Raw genomic sequence first — 21264 nt, forward strand, 5'->3', positions numbered from 1 at the left:
GTGTTTGCGTTTATGCGCGCTTCAGGCGCGCACTGTTTCAATGAGCATTTCCAGCAAAAGTGCGAAGCGGTTTTGCGTGAGGTAAATGCGTACAAGCAAAGAGATAGAGCGGTTCCACGATTCCGTTCAAACTGGAACCGCTCTAGTTCTGGGCAAGTGTTTCGGTTACCGGTTGCGGTGCGACGACCACGCCCGGACGAATGCGCTGCAGGCCGTTCACGACGATATTCTCGCCGGGCTTCAACCCGCTTTCGATAATGCGCAGGCCGTCATAATTGCGACCAAGAACTACCTGCCGGTATTCAACCTTGTTATCCGTGCCGACCACGAAGACGAACTTCTTGTCCTGATCGGAAGAAATCGCCCGGTCGCTCACCACCAGTTTTTCATCCGGTTCCGGCTCACCGAAACGAATGCGGACAAACTGGCCCGGAATGAGCCTTCCGTCCGGATTGTCGATTGCCGCACGAACCCGAATTGTGCCGGTTGTGGCATCGACTTCATTGTTGATGAGCTGAATATGGCCGGAAATCGGGGTGCCTTCATCGGAAGCAGTGCCGATCTGGACAGGAATGCGCTCGATGGCGTTTCCGCCAGGCGAGGCTGCAAGCTTGGCAAGCGCCTTGGTGACGACTTCCTCATTGGCGCTGAAGCTTGCATAGATCGGATCGACCGAAACAAGCGTGGTCAGGACCGGCGAGGCGGAACTTGCCGCAACGAGATTGCCTGCCGTGACTTCCAGCCGCCCGACGCGACCGGAAATCGGTGCGCGCACTTCGGTATATTGAAGATCGAGCTCGGCGGAACGCAGGGCTGCCTTGGCGGAACGTAAGCTTGCTTGCGTCTCATCATAGGCGCTGGAGCGCTGGTCGAGGCCGCTTTGGGCGATCGTACGGGTGGTCACGAGCTGGCGCCCGCGTTCCAGTTCGGTCTTGGCCAGTGCGACGCGGGCTTCTTCAGCGGAAACCTGCGCTTTTGCCTTTTCGACCGCCGCCGCATAGGGCTCGGGATCGATGGTGACGAGCAGGTCACCCTGTTTCACCAGAGCGCCTTCGCGGAAATGGGCTTTCAGGATGGCGCCGCCGACACGCGGCCGAATTTCTACCCGGTCAATCGCTTCCAGACGGCCGGAAAACTCTTCCCAGCTTACGATGCGTCGCGATTCTGCCTTGGCGACCGAAACCGGCACGGCGGGCGGTGGAGCGGAAATATCGGTTGCAGCATCGGCCTTGAGGTGAGGCGCGCCAAAGAGAATGGCGCCGCCGCCGGCTGCAGACAATAGGATACTCAGGCCGGCGCCCCATAGGGCCCGGCGGGCTGTGATCGATGTCATTGTTGTATCTCCTAACCGGTGGGGGCCGGCTTCAATGTGAGCACCAGATCAAAGCTTGGGAGGACTTTAAAACTGATGTTATGCTGCGATTGACTTTGCTCCTGCCTGCCGGAAGAAATCGGAAAACAGGTCGATAAGTTTATGTTCCTGTGGCGACCAGTCGGTGCCCGCCACCTTGTTTTCGGCTATCCAGCCAGCTTTCCCGGGCAGGACATGCGATTGTACCTTCACGCCCGCCTGACGGAGACGCTCGGCATAGGCCTGCGTTTCATCGCGCATCGGGCACTGGGCGCTGGTGACAAGCAAGGTGGGTGCCAGACCAGCAAGACGCGTACACAGGGCAGGCGCGGCGTAGGGGTGGGTGAAACCCGCACACTCGCCCAGATAATGCTGCCAGCCATCCGACATCGTCTGGACGGCGCTTTCCGGGCAATACTTGCGGAAAGACGCCGTGGCGAGGCAGGGGTCGAGCATGGGCGAAAGCAGTATCTGACCCTTGAGTTCGGTCAGATATTGATCGCGCGCCATGAGGGCTACGCCGGCAGCAATATTGCCGCCCGCCTCTTCACCGGCGACGAACAGCATCGACTTCTTGTGCGCTAATTCAGGGCAACGCGCGCGCATCGAAGACAAAATGGAGTAGGCTATCTCAAGCGCCGCCGGGAACGGGTTGAGGCAGGCCGACGAATATTCTGGCGACACGACCACCGCACCTGCCTCGGCAAGTGTTTCGGCAACACGCTCGCAGTCACCAAGGCAGTTGACCGAGAAAGCACCGCCGTGAAGGTGCAACACCACAGGCGGCGGAGAGAGCAACTTGGCGCCCTTATAAATGCGCGCCGTGCAGTTGGTGTTACCCGCCTGCATTGTCTCAACCGTAAACTTCTCGCACATCTTTCTTGGCCTTCATGTATAGCGGCAAACCGCCATGGTTAGATATTAGCATTGTCTATAGGCTGGAATAGTCCCCTATAATTGGTTACACTGTCCAGAATCTCGAACAATGACGGCTTTTTGATAATGGACCAGCTCTCGGCCATGCGCGCTTTTCTCCGGGTTGTTGAAACCGGGAACTTCACGCGCGCCTCCGCCTCGCTCAATATGCCCAAGGCAACGATCAGCAATCTTATCCAGGGATTGGAAGCCCATCTTCGTACCAAACTCCTCAATCGTACGACCCGCCGTGTTCTCGTAACACCGGATGGCGCACTTTACTATGAGCGCGCTGCACGATTGCTGGCCGATCTTGCGGAACTTGACGGCAGCCTGTCGAGCGCCCAGACCTTGCCCAAAGGTCGCCTGCGCGTGGAAATGGCGAGCGCGGTCGCCAATCTCATCATCATTCCGGCGCTGATCGAGTTTCATCAGCGTTATCCCGATATCCAGATCGATCTTGGCGTATCGGACCGGCCTGTTGATTATGTGGCGGAGAACGTCGATTGCGCCATCCGCATTGGCGAGCTGGCCGACCAGTCGCTGATTGCGCGGCGCATCGGCGACATGCATTTCATCGCCTGCGCTTCCGCCGAATATCTCGACCGTTGTTCCACGCCGCTGCACCCGTCCGATCTCGGCAGGAACTGCACGGTGGTCGGTTATTTCCGGCCATCGACCGGCCAGCAGATGCCGTTCCGTTTCAAAAAAGGGACGGAGGAAATCGAGGTCAACGGACGCTATGTGGTGGCAGCGAACGAATCGACCACCTATCTCGCAGCCGCGCGCGCAGGGCTCGGTGTGGTGCAGGCACCCTTGTTCATGGTGAAGGATGACATAGAAAACGGCACGTTGCGCCCTGTCCTGCAGGAATGGGAAATCGAGCCGATGCCGATCTATCTGGTCTATCCGCCCAACAGGCACCTCAGCAACCGTCTCCGCGTCTTTGCCGACTGGGTCGTCAAGACCGTTGCAAAGTCACAGCTTAATGGGAGTTAGAACGGTCCTGTTATAGCAGGGCTGTTCTAACGAATTGGTTTGCCGCACTATCCTAGGCAAAACCGCTTCGCGCTTTTGCTGGCAATGCTCTAGCGCGCGCACCGCCGCTTGTTGAGCCGGACCTTGATCTTGTCGGGAGAAGTGCTTTTCGCCTTGTGACCCGACGAGATGATATGCGCTCGCACGGTGCAGTCGCCTGCGAGAACCTCGAAATTATTGGAGCGGATATACATCACCGTATTGATCGGCTGGTCGGGCATTTTCTGCGCGACGGCGTTGACGACAGCGGTGACTTCCTTCGCCCTTTGTTTCGAACTGCCATTGCTGGCAGCCAGCGCCGGGCTGAGCGCGGATGAAAATGCGAATATGCCCGCAAACAGAAAAGCAGTCTTAGCTTTCTTCATTGGCATGGCCTCCGATTGAGCTGGAATTGAATGGACCAACATAGGCCCCAATTGCGTCAATACCAGTACCGGAAAGCCGTTTTACCCGCTCTTTGCTTCGTTTATGCCGTTTGTGATGCGCTTGACCGTGGTCGCGACCAGAAGCAGGCATAGGAGCGGCTGCAGCCAGAAAATCCATTGTGGCAGAATGCCATCAATGGCAATCCACGCGCCGAGCACGCCAAAGACCACAGCGCGGTCACTTTTGCCCATCGGGCCGTCATAGCGGCGGCTCGCACCCACGGACGCACCGGCAACGCCTGCAAATTCCGTAAGGGTGGCCAGAAAGATAATCGCGAATAGCCATGGGCTGGTGAACGGCGCGATGATCGCGAAGGGCGCATAAAGGGCGGCATCGGAAACAACGTCTCCAATCTCGTTGAGATAGGCACCCAGTGTCGATTTCTGTCCGTGTTCGCGCGCCAGCATTCCGTCGACAGCGTTCAGCGCCATCCGCAGGAAAAGCCAGATCGGGACGAGTGCAAACCATGCCGCGTTACCGCTCAACGCCAGAAAAGCGCCAAGTATGATCGAGACGAGCGCGGCAGCGACTGTAACCTGATTGGCCGTTACACCGCCTGCAGCAAGTCGCACGACAAGAGGTCTCAGTAAATTCTGGAAACGCGACTTGAGTTGATAAACCGACATCAAGAATCTCTTGGGAAACGAAGAATAAGTATTGAACAGCTATTTGCGGTTCGCTCCAGCTCGTTTATTCAAACATTTTGTTTCACTCAATAGAAATTGCGGGCAATTGTCCCATGAGGAAACAGGTGGAGAGGGGATGGCATGAACGAGCACGCTACAAATCGGCATCGCGCGGCGCAGGAAAGCCAGTTCGTCACCCATGACGGCACGTCGCTGTTCTACCGTTTCTGGCCGGCAATTTCCGGCAGGCCGAAAGGCGTGATTGTCCTCCTGCATCGTGGCCATGAGCACAGCGGACGCGTCGCACACCTCGTTGATGAGCTGGGGCTGGATGACTACGCCTTCTACGCCTGGGATGCACGCGGCCACGGCCAGTCGCCGGGCGTGCGCGGCTTCTCGCCGTCCTTCGGCGCGTCGATCCGTGACCTCGACAGTTTTGTCGCCCATATCCGTCAGGAAACTGGCACCGCCATCAAGGATGTGGCAATCATCGCGCAGAGTGTCGGCGCGGTTCTGGCTGCGGCCTGGGTGCATGACTATGCGCCGAATATTCGGGCGCTGGTGCTGGCTTCGCCCGCTTTCGACATCAAGCTCTATGTGCCACTCGCCAAGGAAGGCATCGGCCTGTGGCAGAAGCTGAAAGGCACTTTCTACGTCAATTCATACGTCAAGCCGCAATTCCTGACCCATGATCCGGAACGCATCGAATCCTATCGTACCGATCCGCTGATTACGCGCCCCATCGCCTCGCACATCCTGCTGCAACTCTATGAGACGGCGAAGCGCGTGGTGGACGATGCGCGGGCGATCACCGTTCCGACGCAACTGCTCATTTCCGGCAGCGATTTGGTCGTGCGTCCTGCGCCGCAACATCGCTTCTTTGAAAATCTCGGCAGCCGCATCAAGGAGCGGCATGTTCTGAAAGGGTTCTATCACGACACGCTCGGCGAACGGGATCGCAAACCCGCAATCGAACTCATCCACGATTTCATTGAGGACCGTTTTGCCGAAAAGCCGCAGCGCGCCGATCTGACGGATGCGCATATTGCAGGCCACACGCGCGACGAGGCCGACCGGTTGTCGAGCCCGGTGCCGCTTCTGACCGCGCAGGGGCTTTACTGGGCGTCGACACGCGCTTCGATAGCCTTCGGTGCGTTGTTTTCGGAAGGGTTGAAAGTCGGCAAGCGCACGGGGTTCGATTCCGGTTCCACGCTCGATTATGTCTATGAGAATGAAGCACGCGGCCTGGGGCCGGGTGGCAAGCTCATCGACAAGCAGTTTCTGGAAGCGATCGGCTGGCGCGGCATTCGCCAGCGCAAGGTGCATCTGGAAGAACTAATCGGTGCGGCGATCAGACGGCTCAAAAGCGAGGGCCGCTCGACCAATATTCTCGACATTGCCTGCGGCCATGGCCGCTATGTCATTGATGCGGTGGTGCGTGCGGACGCCATGCCGGACAGCATTCACCTGCGCGATTATTCGCCGATCAATGTGCTGGCGGGTAACAAGCTCATCCGGGATCGCGGGCTGGAGGCGACTGCCCATATGGAAGAGGGTGACGCATTCAACGAGGAAAGCCTTGCAGCGGTCACGCCGCAGCCGGACCTCGCCATCGTGTCCGGTCTTTACGAACTTTTCCCCGATAATGCGCTGATCAACCGGTCACTTTCGGGCCTTGCCCGCGTGCAGAAACCCGGCTCATTGCTGATCTACACCAACCAACCATGGCATCCGCAGCTTGAAATGATCGCGCGTGCGCTCACGTCACATCGCGGCGGCGAGGCATGGGTGATGCGCCGTCGCACGCAGGGCGAAATGGATCAGCTTGTCGAGAAGGCCGGTTATCGCAAGCTCGAACAGCGCGTCGATCAGTGGGGCATTTTCACCGTCTCGATTGCGGAGCGCGTGGGAGACGGCCAAGCGTGACAGTGCATTTGACGCAACTTGACGGATCTTCGCGGCGGCCTGTGATCCGTCGCGCGATCCTTTGGCTTCTGTTTCTAGCGCCCTTTTTCTACCTGACCTACGGTACGGCCAACTGGCTCGCATCGCAGCAAGGTCATGTGCCTAACCTTGCTTTCGGATGGGAAAGCCAAGTTCCGTTTATCGCGTGGAGCATCGTTCCCTATTGGTCGGTCAATCTGTTTTATGCGATTGCGCTGTTCGTCAATGACAGCCCCGAACAGGTCGACCGGCTGGCAAAACGCTATCTGACGGCACAGATCATCGCTGTGCTCTGCTTCGTCGCTTTTCCGTTGACCGCAACTTTTGTAAAACCGGCAACGGCAGGTCTTCCGGGTTTTATGTTCGATGTGCTTGGCGGCTTCGACAAACCCTTTAATCAGGCGCCCTCGCTGCATATCGCGCTCTTGATCATCATCTGGGATCAGATGCGCCGCGTGATGGGCGATACCATACGCATGGTCTGGCATGTCTGGTGTCTGCTGATCGGTCTGTCGGTGCTGACCACCTATCAGCATCACGCGGTCGATATTCCGGCAGGTGCTTTGCTTGGCCTGTTTGCCTTGTGGCTTTTTCCGCGCAGCGGTCCTTCGCCGCTGGCAGAGTTTCGGTTCACATCAGACCCCAAAGCCAGAAGGATCGGGTTTTACTATCTGGCAGGCGCAATCCTGTTTCTGGTGCTCGCCATCCATGGCCTGACCGTCACCGGCTATGCAGTTTTCTGGCTCTGGCCTGCAACGGCACTGGCCATTGTAGCGCTTGGCTATTTCGGTGCAGGTGCTGGCATTTTCCAGAAGCAGACAGATGGATCGGTCAGTCTCGCAAGCCGTTGGCTGCTTTGGCCTTACCGGTTTTTTGCTCGGCTGAATGTGCGGTTCTGGACACGCAAGCTGCCGCCGCATGTCGAGTTGGCCGACGGAGTGTTTCTCGGGCATTTTCCAAGAGCCGCAGAACCCTCATCCTTTGCTGCCGTCATTGATCTTGCCGCTGAAATGGTGCCACCGCTGCATGCCACGGAATGGAAAAACTTTGGCACGCTCGATCTGGTCGCGCCGTCATCGGAAAAGGTGCAACTGGCCTCCGATGCCGTTGAAGCCGCACGCCATCACGGCCCGGTTCTTGTCTGTTGCGCGCTTGGTTTTCAGCGCAGCGCAACAGTTGCGGTCGCATGGCTCGTCTCTACCGGGCGTGTCGCCAATGCGCGAGAAGCCGAAGCGCTGATCCGTGCCAGGGGCTGGCCGGTGCATCTGCATTTGGCGGAGGAGCTGACATGAATTTTCCGGCAGCGTCCATAGCAATTGTTCTGCGCCGCAATGCCTTTCTCGGCATTGTTGTCGCCGTGGCTTTGCTTGCGGTCGCGCCCTTCATGCGCCCGGTGCATGATCTGGCCTTCTGGCTGATCTGGCCGCTTTTGTTGGTAAGCGCGTTGATCGTGCTGGGTATCGCTGCGCATCTCCTGTTCGATGCCGCGCTTTTCAAGCTGATCGCCGGTTCCGGTGAAACGGGCTTGGGTGAGGTAGACAGCATTCTTGAGCGCATGGGGTTGCGCTCCAATGACGGCACGGTCCGTCCACTCGCGAAAAGGATAGAAGGCTCGCGACGCATCATGGGGCGTCTGCGGTTCTTCATGGGGCTGGGTATCGTACTTTTCATTCTGCTGGCCACGGTGCCATTGGGTCAGGGGCTGTAACATGCGGGAACTGATCCGCCATCAGGTGCAATCGACGTTCGGTTCGTTTCTGGCAATCCTGTCGCGCGGGATTACCGGCGTGCGGCCAATCTGGAGCGGCACCGGTCCGTCGCGCAATCAGCGCATCTATTTTGCCAACCATACAAGCCACGGCGATTTCATCCTGCTTTCCTCCTGTCTCGATCAGGAAGAGCGCGCACGCACCCGTGCTGTCGCCGGTGCTGATTACTGGCGGGGCAACCGCGTGCGCCAGTTCATGGCAGAAGTTCTGTTGCGCACCGTGCTTGTCGAGCGCAACTGGGTGGAACGCACGCAAGACCCGATGGAAGTGATGCTGAAAGCGCTGGCCGATGGTCATTCGCTCATCATCTTTCCCGAAGGCACACGCAACATGACCGATGAAGCGCTGCTGCGCTTTCGTTCCGGCATCTATAATCTGGCGCTGGCACGCCCCGATGTCGAGCTGGTGCCATGCTGGATCGAAAACATGTCGCGCGTGCTACCCAAGGGCGCCATGCTGCCGGTGCCGCTTCTTTGCCGTGTCATTTTCGGTGCGCCGGTGCAGCTTGGCGAGGGTGAGGACCGCAAGGAATTTCTCGCCCGCGCCCGTCAGAGCCTTCTCGATATTCAGCCTCAGAATGGTAATCACTCATGAGTGAAACGACCCGATTATTCCTTGGCCTCATGGGCGTTCTGATAACGGCAAGCGCCGTTGCCGGTGTTCTTGCATGGCGCGCGCCGAAGCCGCTTTCATCCACGCTGGTCAATCTCAATGCCCGCATCAAGGCATGGTGGATCATGGTCGGGGCCATGTGCATCGCTTTCCTGTTCGGAAAGGGTGGCGTGATCGTGCTGTTCGCGCTGATATCATTCGCGGCCTTGCGCGAATATGCGACGCTGACGCAGACGCGACGCGCCGACCACCGCGTGCTGCTCGGCATGTTCCTGCTGGTCATTCCGGTGCAATATTATCTGATCTGGATCGACTGGTACGGGCTCTATTCCATCTTCATCCCGGTCTATTGCTTCCTCGCCATGCCGGTTCTGACTGCACTTTCCGGGGACACGTCGCGCTTTCTGGAGCGTATCAGCGAGCAGCAATGGGGCATCATGCTGTCGGTCTATTGCATAAGCCATGTGCCCGCGCTGATGACACTGGATATTCCCGGTTTTGACGGCAAGAAACTGCTTCTGATCGCGTTTCTGGTGGCCACCGTGCAGGGCAGCGATGTGCTGCAGTATATTTTCGGAAAGCTGTTTGGAAAACATCGCATCGCGCCCAGCATATCGCCGTCCAAAACCTGGGAAGGTTTTGTGGGCGGTGTCGCGAGCGCCTCTCTTCTGGGGGCAGGGCTTGCATGGCTGACACCGTTTTCGCCGGTTCAGGCGGGTGCCCTTGCGGCCACATCATGCATCATGGGCTTCTTCGGCGGGCTTGTTGCCTCCGCCATCAAGCGCGATCGCGGCGTGAAGGACTGGGGCCATATGATCGAAGGACATGGCGGGATGCTGGACCGGGCCGACAGTCTCGTCTTTTCGGCTCCGGTCTTCTTCCATATCGTGCGCTATTTCTGGACCTGAGCTCTGAATATTTGTTTCGTCGCATTATCCTACGCAAAACCGCTTAGCACTTTTGCTGGAAATGCCCGGGTCGGTCAGGGCAGCTTCAAAGCAATGAACTGTGAAACCTGACCGTGGTTGAAATTGTTATCCGAGGCAAGGATCAGCGTTCTCTTGCCGTCAATCATCGGCCCGAAGGTGATGGCCTCTATATTGTCGATGTCGAGGCCGAAATCACCTTCGTTCAGCTGGAGGAAAAGTTTCTTGCTGAGCGATGTCACAGACTGATTGGCCAGTGAGGGCACATCCTTTACATTGCTGGCACCGTCGAAAGATGCGCGGTAGAGCGTAATACGATTGCCCACACCCATGGCGAAGGAGCGTTCGACAGTGAGGAGATCGTTTCCATCGGAAACGAATTCCGACAGACCGTTATCGTTCCAGAAGGGCGGCAGCGTCGCCTTGGTGAAGATTGGGTCGGTGTCATAGGCATATTCTGCCGTCACATTGCCTGAGGCGAGGTCAAAGGCGATGATGCGTGAACGGCTGCCATGGTCGAGTGTCGCCTTGTCTCCATCCTGTGTCAGGGCGTTTTCCGTCCCCGCCAGAAGCGTCTTGCCGTCCGGTGTGATGGTCAGGCTTTCAAAAGACAGATTGTTGCGGACGCCGCGTGTCTTGCCTTCGTCGGGAATGTAGGCTTCCGGCAAAGCAAATTCGCGAATGAAACTGCCATCGGTCTTTGCTTCGCCGATAAAAGGCCTGCCGTTCTTATCGCCTTCGCTTGACCAGTAGATCGTGCCGGTCGCCACGTTGAAACGGATGCTTTCAGGGTCCACATCCTTCAGCGCAAATGATTTGCCGGCCTTATCCAGAAGCTTGACTGTTTCCAGAACATCAAGGCTTTGCACGCCGGAACCGTCGATGGCGAGCTTGAGCTTGTAAAAGCGCGCAGGTGCGTTTTCCGAACGATCGTCGGATATGGCGTAATAGATATTTTCACGTGGGTCGTAGTCGAGGCCGGAAATTCCGCCGAATTCAATGCCGCCGATTTTCAGGCCGGTCGGTAGCATGATAGCGCCGATGAGTTCCGGCTTCTGCATTTCCTGTGCCGCAGCGCTGGTGGCAAGGGCAAGAAACAGTGCAACAAAAGGTGCTTTCATGGCGGATATCCGTTCGATCAGGAAAGTCACCGGATAGTCGTTCTGTTTGACAGGAAGATGAAAGCCGGTCTCAAACCCTGCCGGCCGTGCGCGCCGGTTCTTCCCTGTCGATCAGATGGGAAGGTGCCGCAAACTGCAGCAGCTTGTTCTTGTTCGTGATCTTGATTGCAGAGGCCTGCACACTGACACCGTGGGACCCGAGCGTTGCAAAACTGCGCGACAGGTTTTCCGGTGTCATGCCGAGATAGGCGGCAAGTGTCCGTTTTTCATAAGGGATCATTACGACATCTGCGCCGTTGTTAAAGAGCGATTCCTTGACGATCCAGTTGGCGAGGCGCTGCACACTGCTTCTAAGCTTCTGCGCCTTCAGCTCTTTGACCAGACGACGATAGGCGCGTGCCGTTTCAAAGACGACGGCGCGCATGAAACCGACGTCCTCGCTCATCAAATCCCGAACCAGACTTGAAGGCACCATCAGCACACGGGTTGGCGTGAGGGTCTGTGCAGTTTGCAGGCACACATCGTCATTGAGCACGGCTGCGAGAATGAAAATATCGGCGGCGCGCAATATTTCCAGCGCGGTTTCGCCGTCGTCCGATTTCGCGGACATCAACACGAGGCCGTCCAGGATTGCGAACAGGAAGTCCGCAGGCTCGTCTTCCTTGATAAGGGTCGTGCGTGGCGGAAACGACTGCACGAAGCTCGGGCGCATGATCCGCTCGAAAGTGGCATCTGCCATATCCATGAAGAGCGGCAAATTCTTCAGCGCGTCGATGTCTTCTTCTCGCATTAAACCTCACTTTTGGGGTCAAGTTTTCATCAGTCTATTATGCTTGATAAATATCAATTGCGCAATGCGCATAAATCAATACTTTGAACTAACTAGGTCTATTTTGGTCGTTAAGCCACGAATATCTAAAATTCAACTTGAATAGTCTAAAGATATTGATCTTAATCAATGTATTCATCTGAAAGTCGACGCATAAGTGCATACGAAACCTCCAATGGTATTCAATTCGGAGTACGCCTATGCAACATGTCGCAGGGGAAAATCCCAGGGCGCAGACCACGGCGCTAGCGATGAGTACGACCGCTTTCACAGTGTGTTTTGCGGTCTGGACCATCTTTGCAATCATCGGCATTGAAATTCGATCCGAGCTGGGCTTAAGCGAAACCCAGTTCGGCTTGCTCGTCGGTACGCCGATCCTTACGGGATCGCTGATCCGCGTCATTCTGGGCATCTGGGCGGATCGCTATGGCGGTCGGGCCATCTTCACGCTCACAATGCTGGTCTCGGCGGTTGCCACCTATCTTCTGACCTACGCCACCACCTATCCGCAAATGCTGATTGCAGCGCTTGGCGTTGGCGTGGCGGGCGGGTCGTTCTCGGTTGGCGTTGCCTATGTCTCGCGCTGGTATCCGCCGGAAAAGCAGGGCGTTGCGCTTGGCATTTTCGGCGCGGGCAATGTTGGAGCGGCGGTGACGAAGTTCTTCGCGCCGATGGTCATGGTTGCATTCGGCTGGCATACGGTCGCCGAAGTCTGGGCGGCCGCGATGGTCGTCATGGCGTTGATTTTCTATTTCACCACGAGTGACGATCCGGTCCTGGTCGAGCGTCGGCGCAAGGGCGAAAAACCCGCCAGCACCTTGATGGAGCTGGAGCCGCTGAAGAATATTCAGGTCTGGCGTTTCTCGCTTTACTATTTCTTCGTCTTCGGCGCCTTCGTGGCTCTCGCGCTGTGGCTGCCGCAATATCTGATCCATGTCTATGGCGTCGATATTCGCCTCGCAGGTATCATCGCGGCATTCTTCTCCGTCCCGGCAAGTCTTTTCCGCGCCTATGGCGGACATCTTTCGGATGTCTATGGCGCGCGCCGGGTCATGTACTGGACCTTCGCCGTCTCGCTGGTCGCGACATTCATACTGTCCTATCCGCCGACGGACTATGTCATCCAGAGCGATAATGGTCCGCTGGCCTTCCATGCCGAAATGGGCGTGATCGGCTTCACCATCACCGTCTTCATTCTCGGCTTCTTCATGGCCTTGGGCAAGGCGGCCGTCTTCAAGCACATTCCGGTCTATTATCCGGGCAATGTCGGCTCCGTCGGCGGTCTGGTGGGCATGATCGGCGGTCTTGGCGGCTTCATCCTGCCGATCCTGTTCGGTGTACTTCTGGACCAGACCGGCCTCTGGACGAGCTGCTTCATGCTGCTCTTTGTCATCGTCGCGGTTTCCTTTGCGTGGATGCATGTCTCGATCCGCCAGATGGAGCGCGCAGCCGAGGGCAAGACGACGGAAGAGCTTCCGGCCTTTGCTGAATTGCAGGGCTTGAAGAAAGCCGACGTCAAGCCGGCAAAGGGCGATTCCGTCCTGACCGACTGGCGTCCGGACGATCCGACCTTCTGGGAAGAGAAGGGAAGGAGGATCGCCAAGCGCAACCTGTGGCTTTCGATCCCGGCACTGCTTCTATCCTTCGCCATCTGGCAGGTCTGGTCCGTGGTGGTGGCAAAGCTGCCGCTGGTGGGTTACCAGTTCACGACCGACCAGCTGTTCTGGCTGGCGGCGCTCCCCGGCATTTCGGGCGCGACCTTCCGCATCTTCTATTCCTTCATGGTGCCGATCTTCGGCGGCCGCCTGTGGACCACACTGACCACCTGGTCGCTGGTCATTCCGGCCATCGGTATCGGCTATGCCGTGCAGAACCCGAATACGCCTTACTTCATCTTCCTGCTGCTGGCGCTCTGCTGCGGCTTCGGCGGCGGTAACTTCGCCTCCTCCATGTCCAACATCTCCTTCTTCTTCCCGAAGAAAGAGAAGGGCAATGCGGCAGCACTCAATGCGGGCCTCGGCAATCTCGGCGTCAGCGTCGTCCAGTTCGTGGTTCCGCTGGTCATCACTGCCGGTATCTTCGGCAAGCTTGGCGGCGATCCGTCAATGGTTGCGACCGAAGCGGGCAGCACGCCGCTCTGGCTGCAGAATGCCGGCTTCTTCTTCGTGCCATTCATCATCATCACGGCTTTCGCCAACTGGTTCGGCATGAACGATATCGCGTCGGCCAAGGCTTCGTTTGCCGATCAGGCCGTCATTTTCCGCCGCAAGCACAACTGGATCATGTGCTGGCTTTATACCGGCACGTTCGGCTCGTTCATCGGTTATTCGGCTGGCTTCCCGCTTCTGACCAATATCCTGTTCCCTGAGGTTAATGCACTTCAGTTCGCCTTCCTCGGACCTCTTGTCGGCGCGCTGTCGCGGTCGGGTTCGGGCTGGCTTGCCGATAAATATGGCGGCGGACGCGTCACCATCTGGGCATTCGTCCTGATGATGATCGGCGTGGCGGGCGTACTGTACTTCGTCGGCATCAAGGATCAGCCGAATGCGTTCTGGGGCTTCTTTGCTTCCTTCATCCTGCTGTTCTTCGCAACGGGCATCGGCAATGCCTCCACCTTCCAAATGATCCCGGCGATCATGTCGAAAGAGATGGACAGGCTTATGCCCAATGCCACCCCGGAAGAACGCCGTCACGAAGCAGACAAGGAATCTGCGGCCATCACCGGCTTCACCTCGGCCATTGCTGCCTTCGGCGCCTTCTTCATCCCGAAGGGTTACGGCACCTCGATCAGCATGACCGGCGGACCGGAAGCCGCACTCTGGGCCTTCCTGATCTTCTACGTGACCTGCCTCGTCATCACCTGGGGCGTCTACACCCGAAAAGGCGGTCTGCTCTACGACGTGGAGCACCGCAGCAAACCAGCCGCTGCTGCTGCCTGAAGAAATAAAGTGAGGATATAATCATGAGTCTACTCCTCGATCGCCTGAACTTTCTTGCGCGCAAGAATGTCGGCACCTTCTCGGAAGGCCATGGCGTCACGACCAATGAGAACCGTGACTGGGAAGACGCCTATCGCAAGCGCTGGCAGCACGACAAGATTGTCCGCTCCACCCATGGTGTGAACTGCACCGGCTCCTGCTCGTGGAAAGTCTATGTCAAGGGCGGCATCATCACCTGGGAAACCCAGCAGACGGATTATCCGCGCACCCGGGCCGACCTGCCGAACCATGAGCCGCGCGGCTGTTCGCGCGGGGCAAGCTATAGCTGGTATGTCTATTCTGCCAACCGGGTGAAATATCCGCTGATCCGCTCCCGTCTCCTGAAGCTGTGGCGCAAGGAACGCACGCTGAAAACGCCTGTCGCGGCCTGGGCCGCGATCCAGCAGGATCCCGCCAAGCGTGCCGACTATATGAAAGTGCGCGGTCTCGGCGGCTTCGTTCGCGCAACGTGGGAAGAAGTCAACGAGATCATCGCCGCGGCCAATGCCTATACGGCCAAGACCTATGGACCGGACCGCGTGATCGGCTTCTCGCCGATCCCGGCCATGTCGATGGTGTCCTATGCGGCGGGCTCACGTTACCTGTCACTGCTCGGCGGCGTCTGCATGTCATTCTATGACTGGTATTGCGATCTGCCGCCCGCTTCGCCGATGACATGGGGCGAACAGACCGACGTGCCGGAATCGGCTGACTGGTACAATGCCGGCTTCCTGATGCTCTGGGGTTCCAACGTACCGCAGACCCGCACGCCGGATGCGCATTTCTATACGGAAGTGCGTTACAAGGGCACCAAGTCGGTCGTGGTCTCGCCCGACTATTCGGAAGCAGCGAAGTTTTCCGATCTGTGGCTGCATCCCAAGCAGGGCACCGATGCCGCGCTTGCCATGGCGCTTGGCCATGTGATCCTGCGCGAATATCACCTTGACCGGCAGGTTCCCTATTTCGAGAATTACTGCCGTAAATATTCCGACTTCCCGATGCTGGTCATGCTCTCGAAGAAGGACGGACGTTATGTGCCGGACCGCTTCCTGCGCGCTTCCGACTTCAAGGGCGATCTCGGCGAAGGCAATAATCCAGACTGGAAGACGGTCGCCTTCGACACGAAGTCGGGCGCCTATGTTGCGCCGCAGGGCTCCATCGGCTTCCGCTGGGGTGACGATGGCCAGTGGAACCTCGAAGAAAAGGACGGCAAGGGCAAGGATGTGGAACTTGCCAAGAGCTTCATCGACAAGGACAGCCATGATGCCGTCGCCGATGTGGCTTTCCCATATTTCGGCAACCGCGAGCACGATTATTTTGAAGGCACGGACCATGACAGCGTGCTGGTGCGCAAGGTTCCGGCCCGCAAGCTGAAGATTAAGGGTGGCGACGTCATGGTCGCGACTGTGTTCGACCTGTTTGCCGCCAATTACGGTCTTGATCGCGGGCTTGGCGACGAGAATTCCGCCAAGTCCTATGACGAGGGCCTGCCATATACCCCGGCCTGGGCAGAGAAGATTACGGGTGTCCCGCGCGACCAGATCATTGCTGTCGCCCGCGAATTTGCAACCAATGCCGAAAAGACCAATGGTCGTTCCATGGTCATCCTCGGTGCCGGTCTCAACCACTGGTACCACATGGACATGAACTATCGCGGCATCATCAACATGCTGGTGATGTGTGGCTGTATCGGCCAGTCCGGCGGCGGCTGGAGCCATTATGTGGGGCAGGAAAAGCTGCGCCCGCAGACCGGCTGGACAGCGCTTGCCTTCGCGCTCGACTGGAACCGTCCGCCGCGTCACATGAACTCCACCTCGTTCTTCTATGCGCATACTGATCAGTGGCGCTACGAAACCGTGAAGGTGCAGGACATCCTTTCGCCCACCGTGCCTGAGGGCGCGTGGGACGGCACGATGATAGACTACAACATCCGCGCCGAGCGCATGGGCTGGCTGCCTTCCGCGCCGCAGCTTCAGACCAACCCGCTGGAGCTGGCCAAAGAGGCAGCCGCATCAGGCAAGGAGCCTAAAGACTTCATCGCGAATGCTTTGGAGAACGGCACTGTCACCATGTCCTGCGAGGACCCCGACCACGAGGCCAACTGGCCGCGCAACATGTTCGTCTGGCGCTCGAACCTGCTTGGTTCGTCGGGCAAGGGGCATGAGTATTTCCTGAAGCACCTGCTCGGCACGTCGAACGGCCTGCTTGGCAAGGATCTGGGTCAGGAAGGCGCGCAGGAAAGCCGTGAGGCCGTGTGGCATGAGAATGCTCCGGAAGGAAAGCTCGACCTTCTGGTCACGCTCGATTTCCGCATGTCCACAACTTGCGTATATTCCGATATCGTTCTGCCGACTGCCACCTGGTACGAGAAGAACGACCTCAATACTTCCGACATGCACCCCTTCATCCATCCGCTGTCGAGCGCGGCCGACCCGGCTTGGGAAGCACGCAGCGACTGGGAAATCTTCAAGGGTATCGCGAAGAAGTTCTCGGAAGTGGCGCCGGAAGTGCTGGGTGTCGAGAAGGACATCGTTCTTGTGCCGACCCTGCATGACACGGCGGGCGAACTGGCGCAGCCGAAGGATGTTCTTGACTGGAAGAAGGGCGAAGTCGAGCCGATCCCCGGCAAGACCATGCCATCGGTCGTGGTTGTGGAGCGCGATTATCCAAACCTCTACAAGCGCTATACGTCCGTTGGGCCGCTTCTCGACAAGCTGGGCAATGGCGGCAAGGGCATTTCGTGGAATACCGAACACGAGGTCGAACTGCTCGGCAATCTGAACGGCAAGGTTCATGAGCCGGGGGCAAGCGAGGGACGTCCGCGCATCTATACCGACGTCGACGCAACCGAGGTCATTCTGTCGCTCGCGCCGGAAACCAACGGTGAGGTGGCGGTCAAGGCATGGGAAGCGCTGTCGAAGTTCACAGGTCGCGACCATTCGCATCTGGCCATTCCCAAGGAAGACGAGAAGATCCGCTATCGCGATATTGTTGCGCAGCCGCGCAAGATCATCTCCTCGCCAACCTGGTCGGGCATCGAGTCCGAAACCGTCTGCTACAATGCAGGCTATACCAACGTGCACGAGCTGATCCCGTGGCGCACGCTGACCGGCCGTCAGCAGCTCTATCAGGATCACCTGTGGATGCGCGCTTTCGGCGAAGGCTTCTGCGTCTATCGCCCGCCGATCGATACCAAGACGGTCAATCCGGCAATCCGTGAAAAGGCGGACGGCCAGCCGCATCTGGTGCTGAACTTCATCACGCCGCACCAGAAATGGGGCATCCACTCCACCTATACGGACAATCTGTTGATGCTGACGCTCAATCGCGGCGGGCCGGTTGTCTGGATTTCGGAGCCGGATGCCGCAAAGGCTGGCATCGTCGATAATGACTGGGTGGAAGTCTACAACGCCAACGGCGCCATTGTGGCCCGTGCGGTCGTCTCCCAGCGCATGAAGGACGGAACCGTCTTCATGTATCACGCACAGGAGAAGATCGTGAATACGCCCGGCTCGCCGCTCACCGGCCAGCGCGGCGGCATTCACAACTCTGTCACCCGCATCATCACCAAGCCGACGCACATGATCGGCGGCTACGCCCACCAGTCCTATGGTTTCAACTATTACGGAACCGTCGGCTCAAACCGCGACGAGTTCGTGGTCGTGCGCAAGCTTGAGAAAGTGGACTGGATGGAAGGTCCGCTTGAAGAAGGCAACCAGAACTCCGCAGCGAAGGAGGCAGCAGAATGAAAATCCGTGCGCAAATTGGAATGGTGCTCAATCTCGACAAGTGCATCGGCTGCCACACCTGCTCCGTGACGTGCAAGAACGTCTGGACCAATCGTGAAGGCGTGGAATATGCCTGGTTCAACAATGTCGAGACCAAGCCCGGCATCGGTTTCCCGAAGGAATGGGAAAACCAGAAAAAGTGGAACGGCGGCTGGGTTCGCAAGAAGAACGGCAAGATCGAGCCGAAGATGGGCTCCAAGTGGCGCATCCTCGCCAAGATTTTTGCCAATCCGGACCTGCCGGAAATCGACGACTATTATGAGCCGTTCGACTTCGATTATGGCCATCTCCAGACGGCAGGCGAAAGCAAGACCATGCCGACCGCCCGTCCGCGCTCGCTGATTTCCGGCGAGCGGATGGAAAAGATCGAATGGGGTCCGAACTGGGAAGAAATTCTCGGTGGTGAATTTGCCAAGCGTTCGAAGGATTACAATTTCGAAGGCGTGGAAAAGGAAATCTACGGCCAGTTCGAAAACACCTTCATGATGTATCTGCCGCGCCTGTGCGAGCACTGCCTCAATCCTACCTGCGTTGCGGCCTGCCCGTCAGGGGCGATCTACAAGCGCGAGGATGACGGCATTGTCCTGATCGATCAGGAAAAGTGCCGCGGCTGGCGCATGTGCGTCTCCGGCTGCCCCTACAAGAAAATTTACTACAACTGGAGCTCCGGCAAGTCCGAAAAGTGTATCTTCTGCTATCCGCGCATCGAAGCTGGCCAGCCGACCGTATGTTCGGAAACCTGCGTCGGTCGCATCCGCTATCTGGGTGTGATGCTCTATGATGCCGACCGTATTTCGGAGGCCGCTTCCACGGCCAACGAACAGGATCTCTATGAGGAACAGCTCAATATCTTCCTCGATCCGAACGATCCTGCCGTGATCGAACAGGCGCGCAAGGACGGTGTGCCGGAAGCCTGGCTGGAATCCGCCAAGCATTCGCCGGTCTACAAGATGGCGATGGACTGGAAGATTGCCTTCCCGCTCCATCCTGAATACCGCACCCTGCCGATGGTCTGGTACGTACCGCCGCTCTCGCCGCTCCAGTCGGCTGCCGCTGCGGGCAAGCTTGGCATGGATGGTCCGCTGCCGGATGTTCGTTCCATGCGCATTCCGGTCCGCTACCTTGCCAATCTTCTGACCGCAGGCAAGGAAGAGCCGGTCATCTCGGCGCTGGAACGTATGCTCGCCATGCGTGCCTATATGCGCGCCAAGACCGTCGATGGTGTTATCGACGAGGCGATTGCCGACCGCGTCGGCATGAGCAGCGCGATGATCGAGGAAATGTACCACATCATGGCGATTGCCAATTACGAAGACCGCTTCGTCATCCCGACCACGCATCGTGAAATTACCGAGGATGCCTATGACGTGCGCGGCTCCTGCGGCTTCACTTTCGGCAATGGCTGTTCGGGTGGAACGTCGACCGAAGACCTGTTCGGCTCCAAGCGCCAGAAAGTCGTCCAGACACCAACGGATATTTTCCGGGAGCAGGTGTAATGAACAAGACCCTGAAAATCATTTCGCTGCTGCTTTCCTATCCGACCGCAGAGCTGCAACTCGGCGGCGAGGAACTGAAAAAAGCACTGGCCGGGGAAAAGCTTTCCCCCGGCATCCGCAGGCTGCTCGACAGCCTTGTCGATTATGTCTGCGACTGCGACCTCTACGAGGCGCAGGAACGTTACGTGCATCTTTTTGACCGCACGCGCTCGCTGTCGCTGCATCTTTTCGAGCATGTGCATGGTGAAAGCCGCGACCGCGGCCAGGCCATGGTCGATCTCATGAAGATGTATGACGACAACGGCTTTGTCGTAGATGCCAAGGAACTGCCGGACTATCTGCCGCTGTTCCTCGAATACCTGTCGACACGCTCGCCAGAGGAAATCCACGATCTCCTCACCCAGACAGGCCATATCACGGCGGCCATCGGCGAGCGTCTGCGCAAGCGCCAGTCGCCTTATGCCAACGCCTTTGCGGCGCTGCTGCATGTCGCCAATGCCAAGCCGGACAAGAACCTCGTCGGAGAATTGCTTCGGCAAGAGGAAGACGACCCGAACGATCTCGCCGCACTCGACCGCATCTGGGAAGAAGAAGCGGTAACGTTTGGCGGCAATGCGGGCGACAATTCCTGCGGCCCGGACCGGTTGCGGACGCAGATGCGTGCAGCACAGCGCAAGCCCGGCAACCTGTCCAACCCTTCACATATATAGGAGACGGAAAATGGCTTATCTCCATACGTTTCTTTTCGGCATCTATCCCTACATCGCACTGAGCGTGCTCGTGCTCGGTTCGATCTTCCGTTACGACCGCGAGCCCTATACGTGGCGTTCGGGCTCAAGCCAGCTTTTGCGGCGCAAGCAGCTCATGTGGGGCTCGGTTCTGTTCCACCTTGGCGTGTTGTTCATCTTCGCCGGTCATTTCGTCGGCCTGCTGACGCCGATCTGGGTCTTCGACATGCTCGGCGTCAGCCATGAGGCAAAGCAGATTCTCGCTGTCGTGGCAGGTGGTATCGCCGGTGTGATGGCAATCGTCGGCGCCAGCATGCTTGTGCATCGCCGTGTGTTCGATCCGCGTGTTCGTGCGTCCTCGCGGCCATCCGACACGCTGATCATCATTCTGTTGTGGTTGCAGCTCCTGCTCGGTCTCAGCACCATTCCGATCTCGCTGCAGCATCTGGACGGCGGCGAAATGGTGACATTCATGAACTGGGCGCAAGGCATCTTCACCTTCAATCCGGCTGCATCAAGCTACATCACCAATGCGTCGATCATCTTCAAGATGCATATCTTCTTAGGCTTGACCATATTCCTGCTGTTCCCGTTCACGCGCCTTGTGCATATGCTGAGCGCTCCGGTGCGCTACATCTGGCGTCCGGGCTATCAGGTCGTGCGTGAGCGCAACCATACGGCTCAGCCCTCGCATATGCGTATTCCTGCGGAGTAAGG

17 protein-coding genes are annotated in these 21264 nt (G+C 57.9%); 11 read left to right on the forward strand and 6 right to left on the reverse strand.

What is annotated here, in order from left to right; genetic code table 11:
• Positions 1–142 precede the first annotated feature (142 nt).
• Positions 143–1333 carry an efflux RND transporter periplasmic adaptor subunit gene (locus tag FG152_RS10320; protein ID WP_036579624.1) on the reverse strand — a complete coding sequence of 397 codons (1191 nt, stop codon included), beginning with the start codon at positions 1331–1333 and terminating at the stop codon, positions 143–145.
• A 78-nt stretch (positions 1334–1411) separates the two neighbouring features.
• Positions 1412–2227, reverse strand: coding sequence for an alpha/beta hydrolase (locus tag FG152_RS10325; RefSeq protein WP_105529331.1), 816 nt, complete (start codon positions 2225–2227; stop codon positions 1412–1414).
• Positions 2228–2353: 126 nt separating this feature from the next.
• On the opposite strand from FG152_RS10325, the gene FG152_RS10330 reads away from it, so the two are divergent.
• Positions 2354–3265: a LysR family transcriptional regulator gene (locus tag FG152_RS10330; protein ID WP_010660841.1), complete on the forward strand. Its 912-nt coding sequence runs from the start codon at positions 2354–2356 to the stop codon at positions 3263–3265.
• Between the two features lie 89 nt (positions 3266–3354).
• On the opposite strand, the gene FG152_RS10335 is transcribed toward FG152_RS10330, so the two are convergent.
• Both FG152_RS10335 and FG152_RS10340 read right to left on the reverse strand, forming a co-directional pair.
• Complete coding sequence (locus tag FG152_RS10335; protein WP_036579618.1) at positions 3355–3669, reverse strand: hypothetical protein; 315 nt, start codon at positions 3667–3669, stop codon at positions 3355–3357.
• Positions 3670–3750: 81 nt separating this feature from the next.
• Positions 3751–4356: a CDP-alcohol phosphatidyltransferase family protein gene (locus FG152_RS10340; RefSeq protein WP_151607033.1), complete on the reverse strand. Its 606-nt coding sequence runs from the start codon at positions 4354–4356 to the stop codon at positions 3751–3753.
• Positions 4357–4497: 141 nt separating this feature from the next.
• Between FG152_RS10340 and FG152_RS10345 the strand changes: the two genes are divergently transcribed.
• From FG152_RS10345 to FG152_RS10365, 5 genes are read left to right on the forward strand one after another with little or no spacing between them, the layout of a single operon-like run.
• On the forward strand, positions 4498–6282 hold the full coding sequence (locus tag FG152_RS10345) for a bifunctional alpha/beta hydrolase/class I SAM-dependent methyltransferase (RefSeq protein ID WP_151607031.1): 1785 nt from the start codon (positions 4498–4500) through the stop codon (positions 6280–6282).
• Positions 6279–7592: a phosphatase PAP2/dual specificity phosphatase family protein gene (locus tag FG152_RS10350; RefSeq protein ID WP_151607029.1), complete on the forward strand. Its 1314-nt coding sequence runs from the start codon at positions 6279–6281 to the stop codon at positions 7590–7592. Before FG152_RS10345 ends, FG152_RS10350 begins: the two co-directional genes overlap by 4 nt.
• Positions 7589–8008 carry a hypothetical protein gene (locus FG152_RS10355; RefSeq protein ID WP_151607028.1) on the forward strand — a complete coding sequence of 140 codons (420 nt, stop codon included), beginning with the start codon at positions 7589–7591 and terminating at the stop codon, positions 8006–8008. The genes FG152_RS10350 and FG152_RS10355 overlap by 4 nt, the downstream gene beginning before the upstream one ends.
• A 1-nt stretch (position 8009) precedes the next feature.
• Positions 8010–8663, forward strand: coding sequence for a lysophospholipid acyltransferase family protein (locus FG152_RS10360; RefSeq protein ID WP_011982634.1), 654 nt, complete (start codon positions 8010–8012; stop codon positions 8661–8663).
• Positions 8660–9589 carry a phosphatidate cytidylyltransferase gene (locus FG152_RS10365; RefSeq protein WP_151607026.1) on the forward strand — a complete coding sequence of 310 codons (930 nt, stop codon included), beginning with the start codon at positions 8660–8662 and terminating at the stop codon, positions 9587–9589. Before FG152_RS10360 ends, FG152_RS10365 begins: the two co-directional genes overlap by 4 nt.
• Before the next feature lie 74 nt (positions 9590–9663).
• Here the strand turns inward: FG152_RS10365 and FG152_RS10370 are convergent, their stop codons facing one another.
• Positions 9664–10728: an esterase-like activity of phytase family protein gene (locus tag FG152_RS10370; RefSeq protein ID WP_010660849.1), complete on the reverse strand. Its 1065-nt coding sequence runs from the start codon at positions 10726–10728 to the stop codon at positions 9664–9666.
• Between the two features lie 70 nt (positions 10729–10798).
• Positions 10799–11518, reverse strand: coding sequence for a cyclic nucleotide-binding domain-containing protein (locus FG152_RS10375; protein WP_151607024.1), 720 nt, complete (start codon positions 11516–11518; stop codon positions 10799–10801).
• A gap of 239 nt (positions 11519–11757) precedes the next feature.
• On the opposite strand from FG152_RS10375, the gene FG152_RS10380 reads away from it, so the two are divergent.
• The 5 genes from FG152_RS10380 to narI are packed head-to-tail and all read left to right on the forward strand — an operon-like array spanning position 11758 to position 21262.
• The gene (locus FG152_RS10380) at positions 11758–14496 is read left to right on the forward strand and encodes a nitrate/nitrite transporter (RefSeq protein ID WP_036587126.1); all 2739 of its coding nucleotides are present in this window, start codon (positions 11758–11760) and stop codon (positions 14494–14496) included.
• 23 nt (positions 14497–14519) lie between these two features.
• Positions 14520–18284 (forward strand): nitrate reductase subunit alpha, encoded by a 3765-nt coding sequence (locus FG152_RS10385; protein WP_498986390.1) that lies wholly within the window; start codon positions 14520–14522, stop codon positions 18282–18284.
• Complete coding sequence (gene narH / locus FG152_RS10390; RefSeq protein WP_010660853.1) at positions 18281–19819, forward strand: nitrate reductase subunit beta; 1539 nt, start codon at positions 18281–18283, stop codon at positions 19817–19819. The genes FG152_RS10385 and narH overlap by 4 nt, the downstream gene beginning before the upstream one ends.
• On the forward strand, positions 19819–20529 hold the full coding sequence (gene narJ / locus FG152_RS10395; protein WP_043061610.1) for a nitrate reductase molybdenum cofactor assembly chaperone: 711 nt from the start codon (positions 19819–19821) through the stop codon (positions 20527–20529). Before narH ends, narJ begins: the two co-directional genes overlap by 1 nt.
• A 10-nt stretch (positions 20530–20539) precedes the next feature.
• A complete protein-coding gene (gene narI, locus FG152_RS10400) occupies positions 20540–21262 on the forward strand; it encodes a respiratory nitrate reductase subunit gamma (RefSeq protein WP_010660855.1) in 723 nt (240 codons plus the stop codon).
• Positions 21263–21264: the final 2 nt, after the last annotated feature.

The organism is Ochrobactrum sp. XJ1 (genome assembly GCF_024701725.1).
GTDB classification, from domain to species: Bacteria; Pseudomonadota; Alphaproteobacteria; order Rhizobiales; family Rhizobiaceae; genus Brucella; species Brucella anthropi.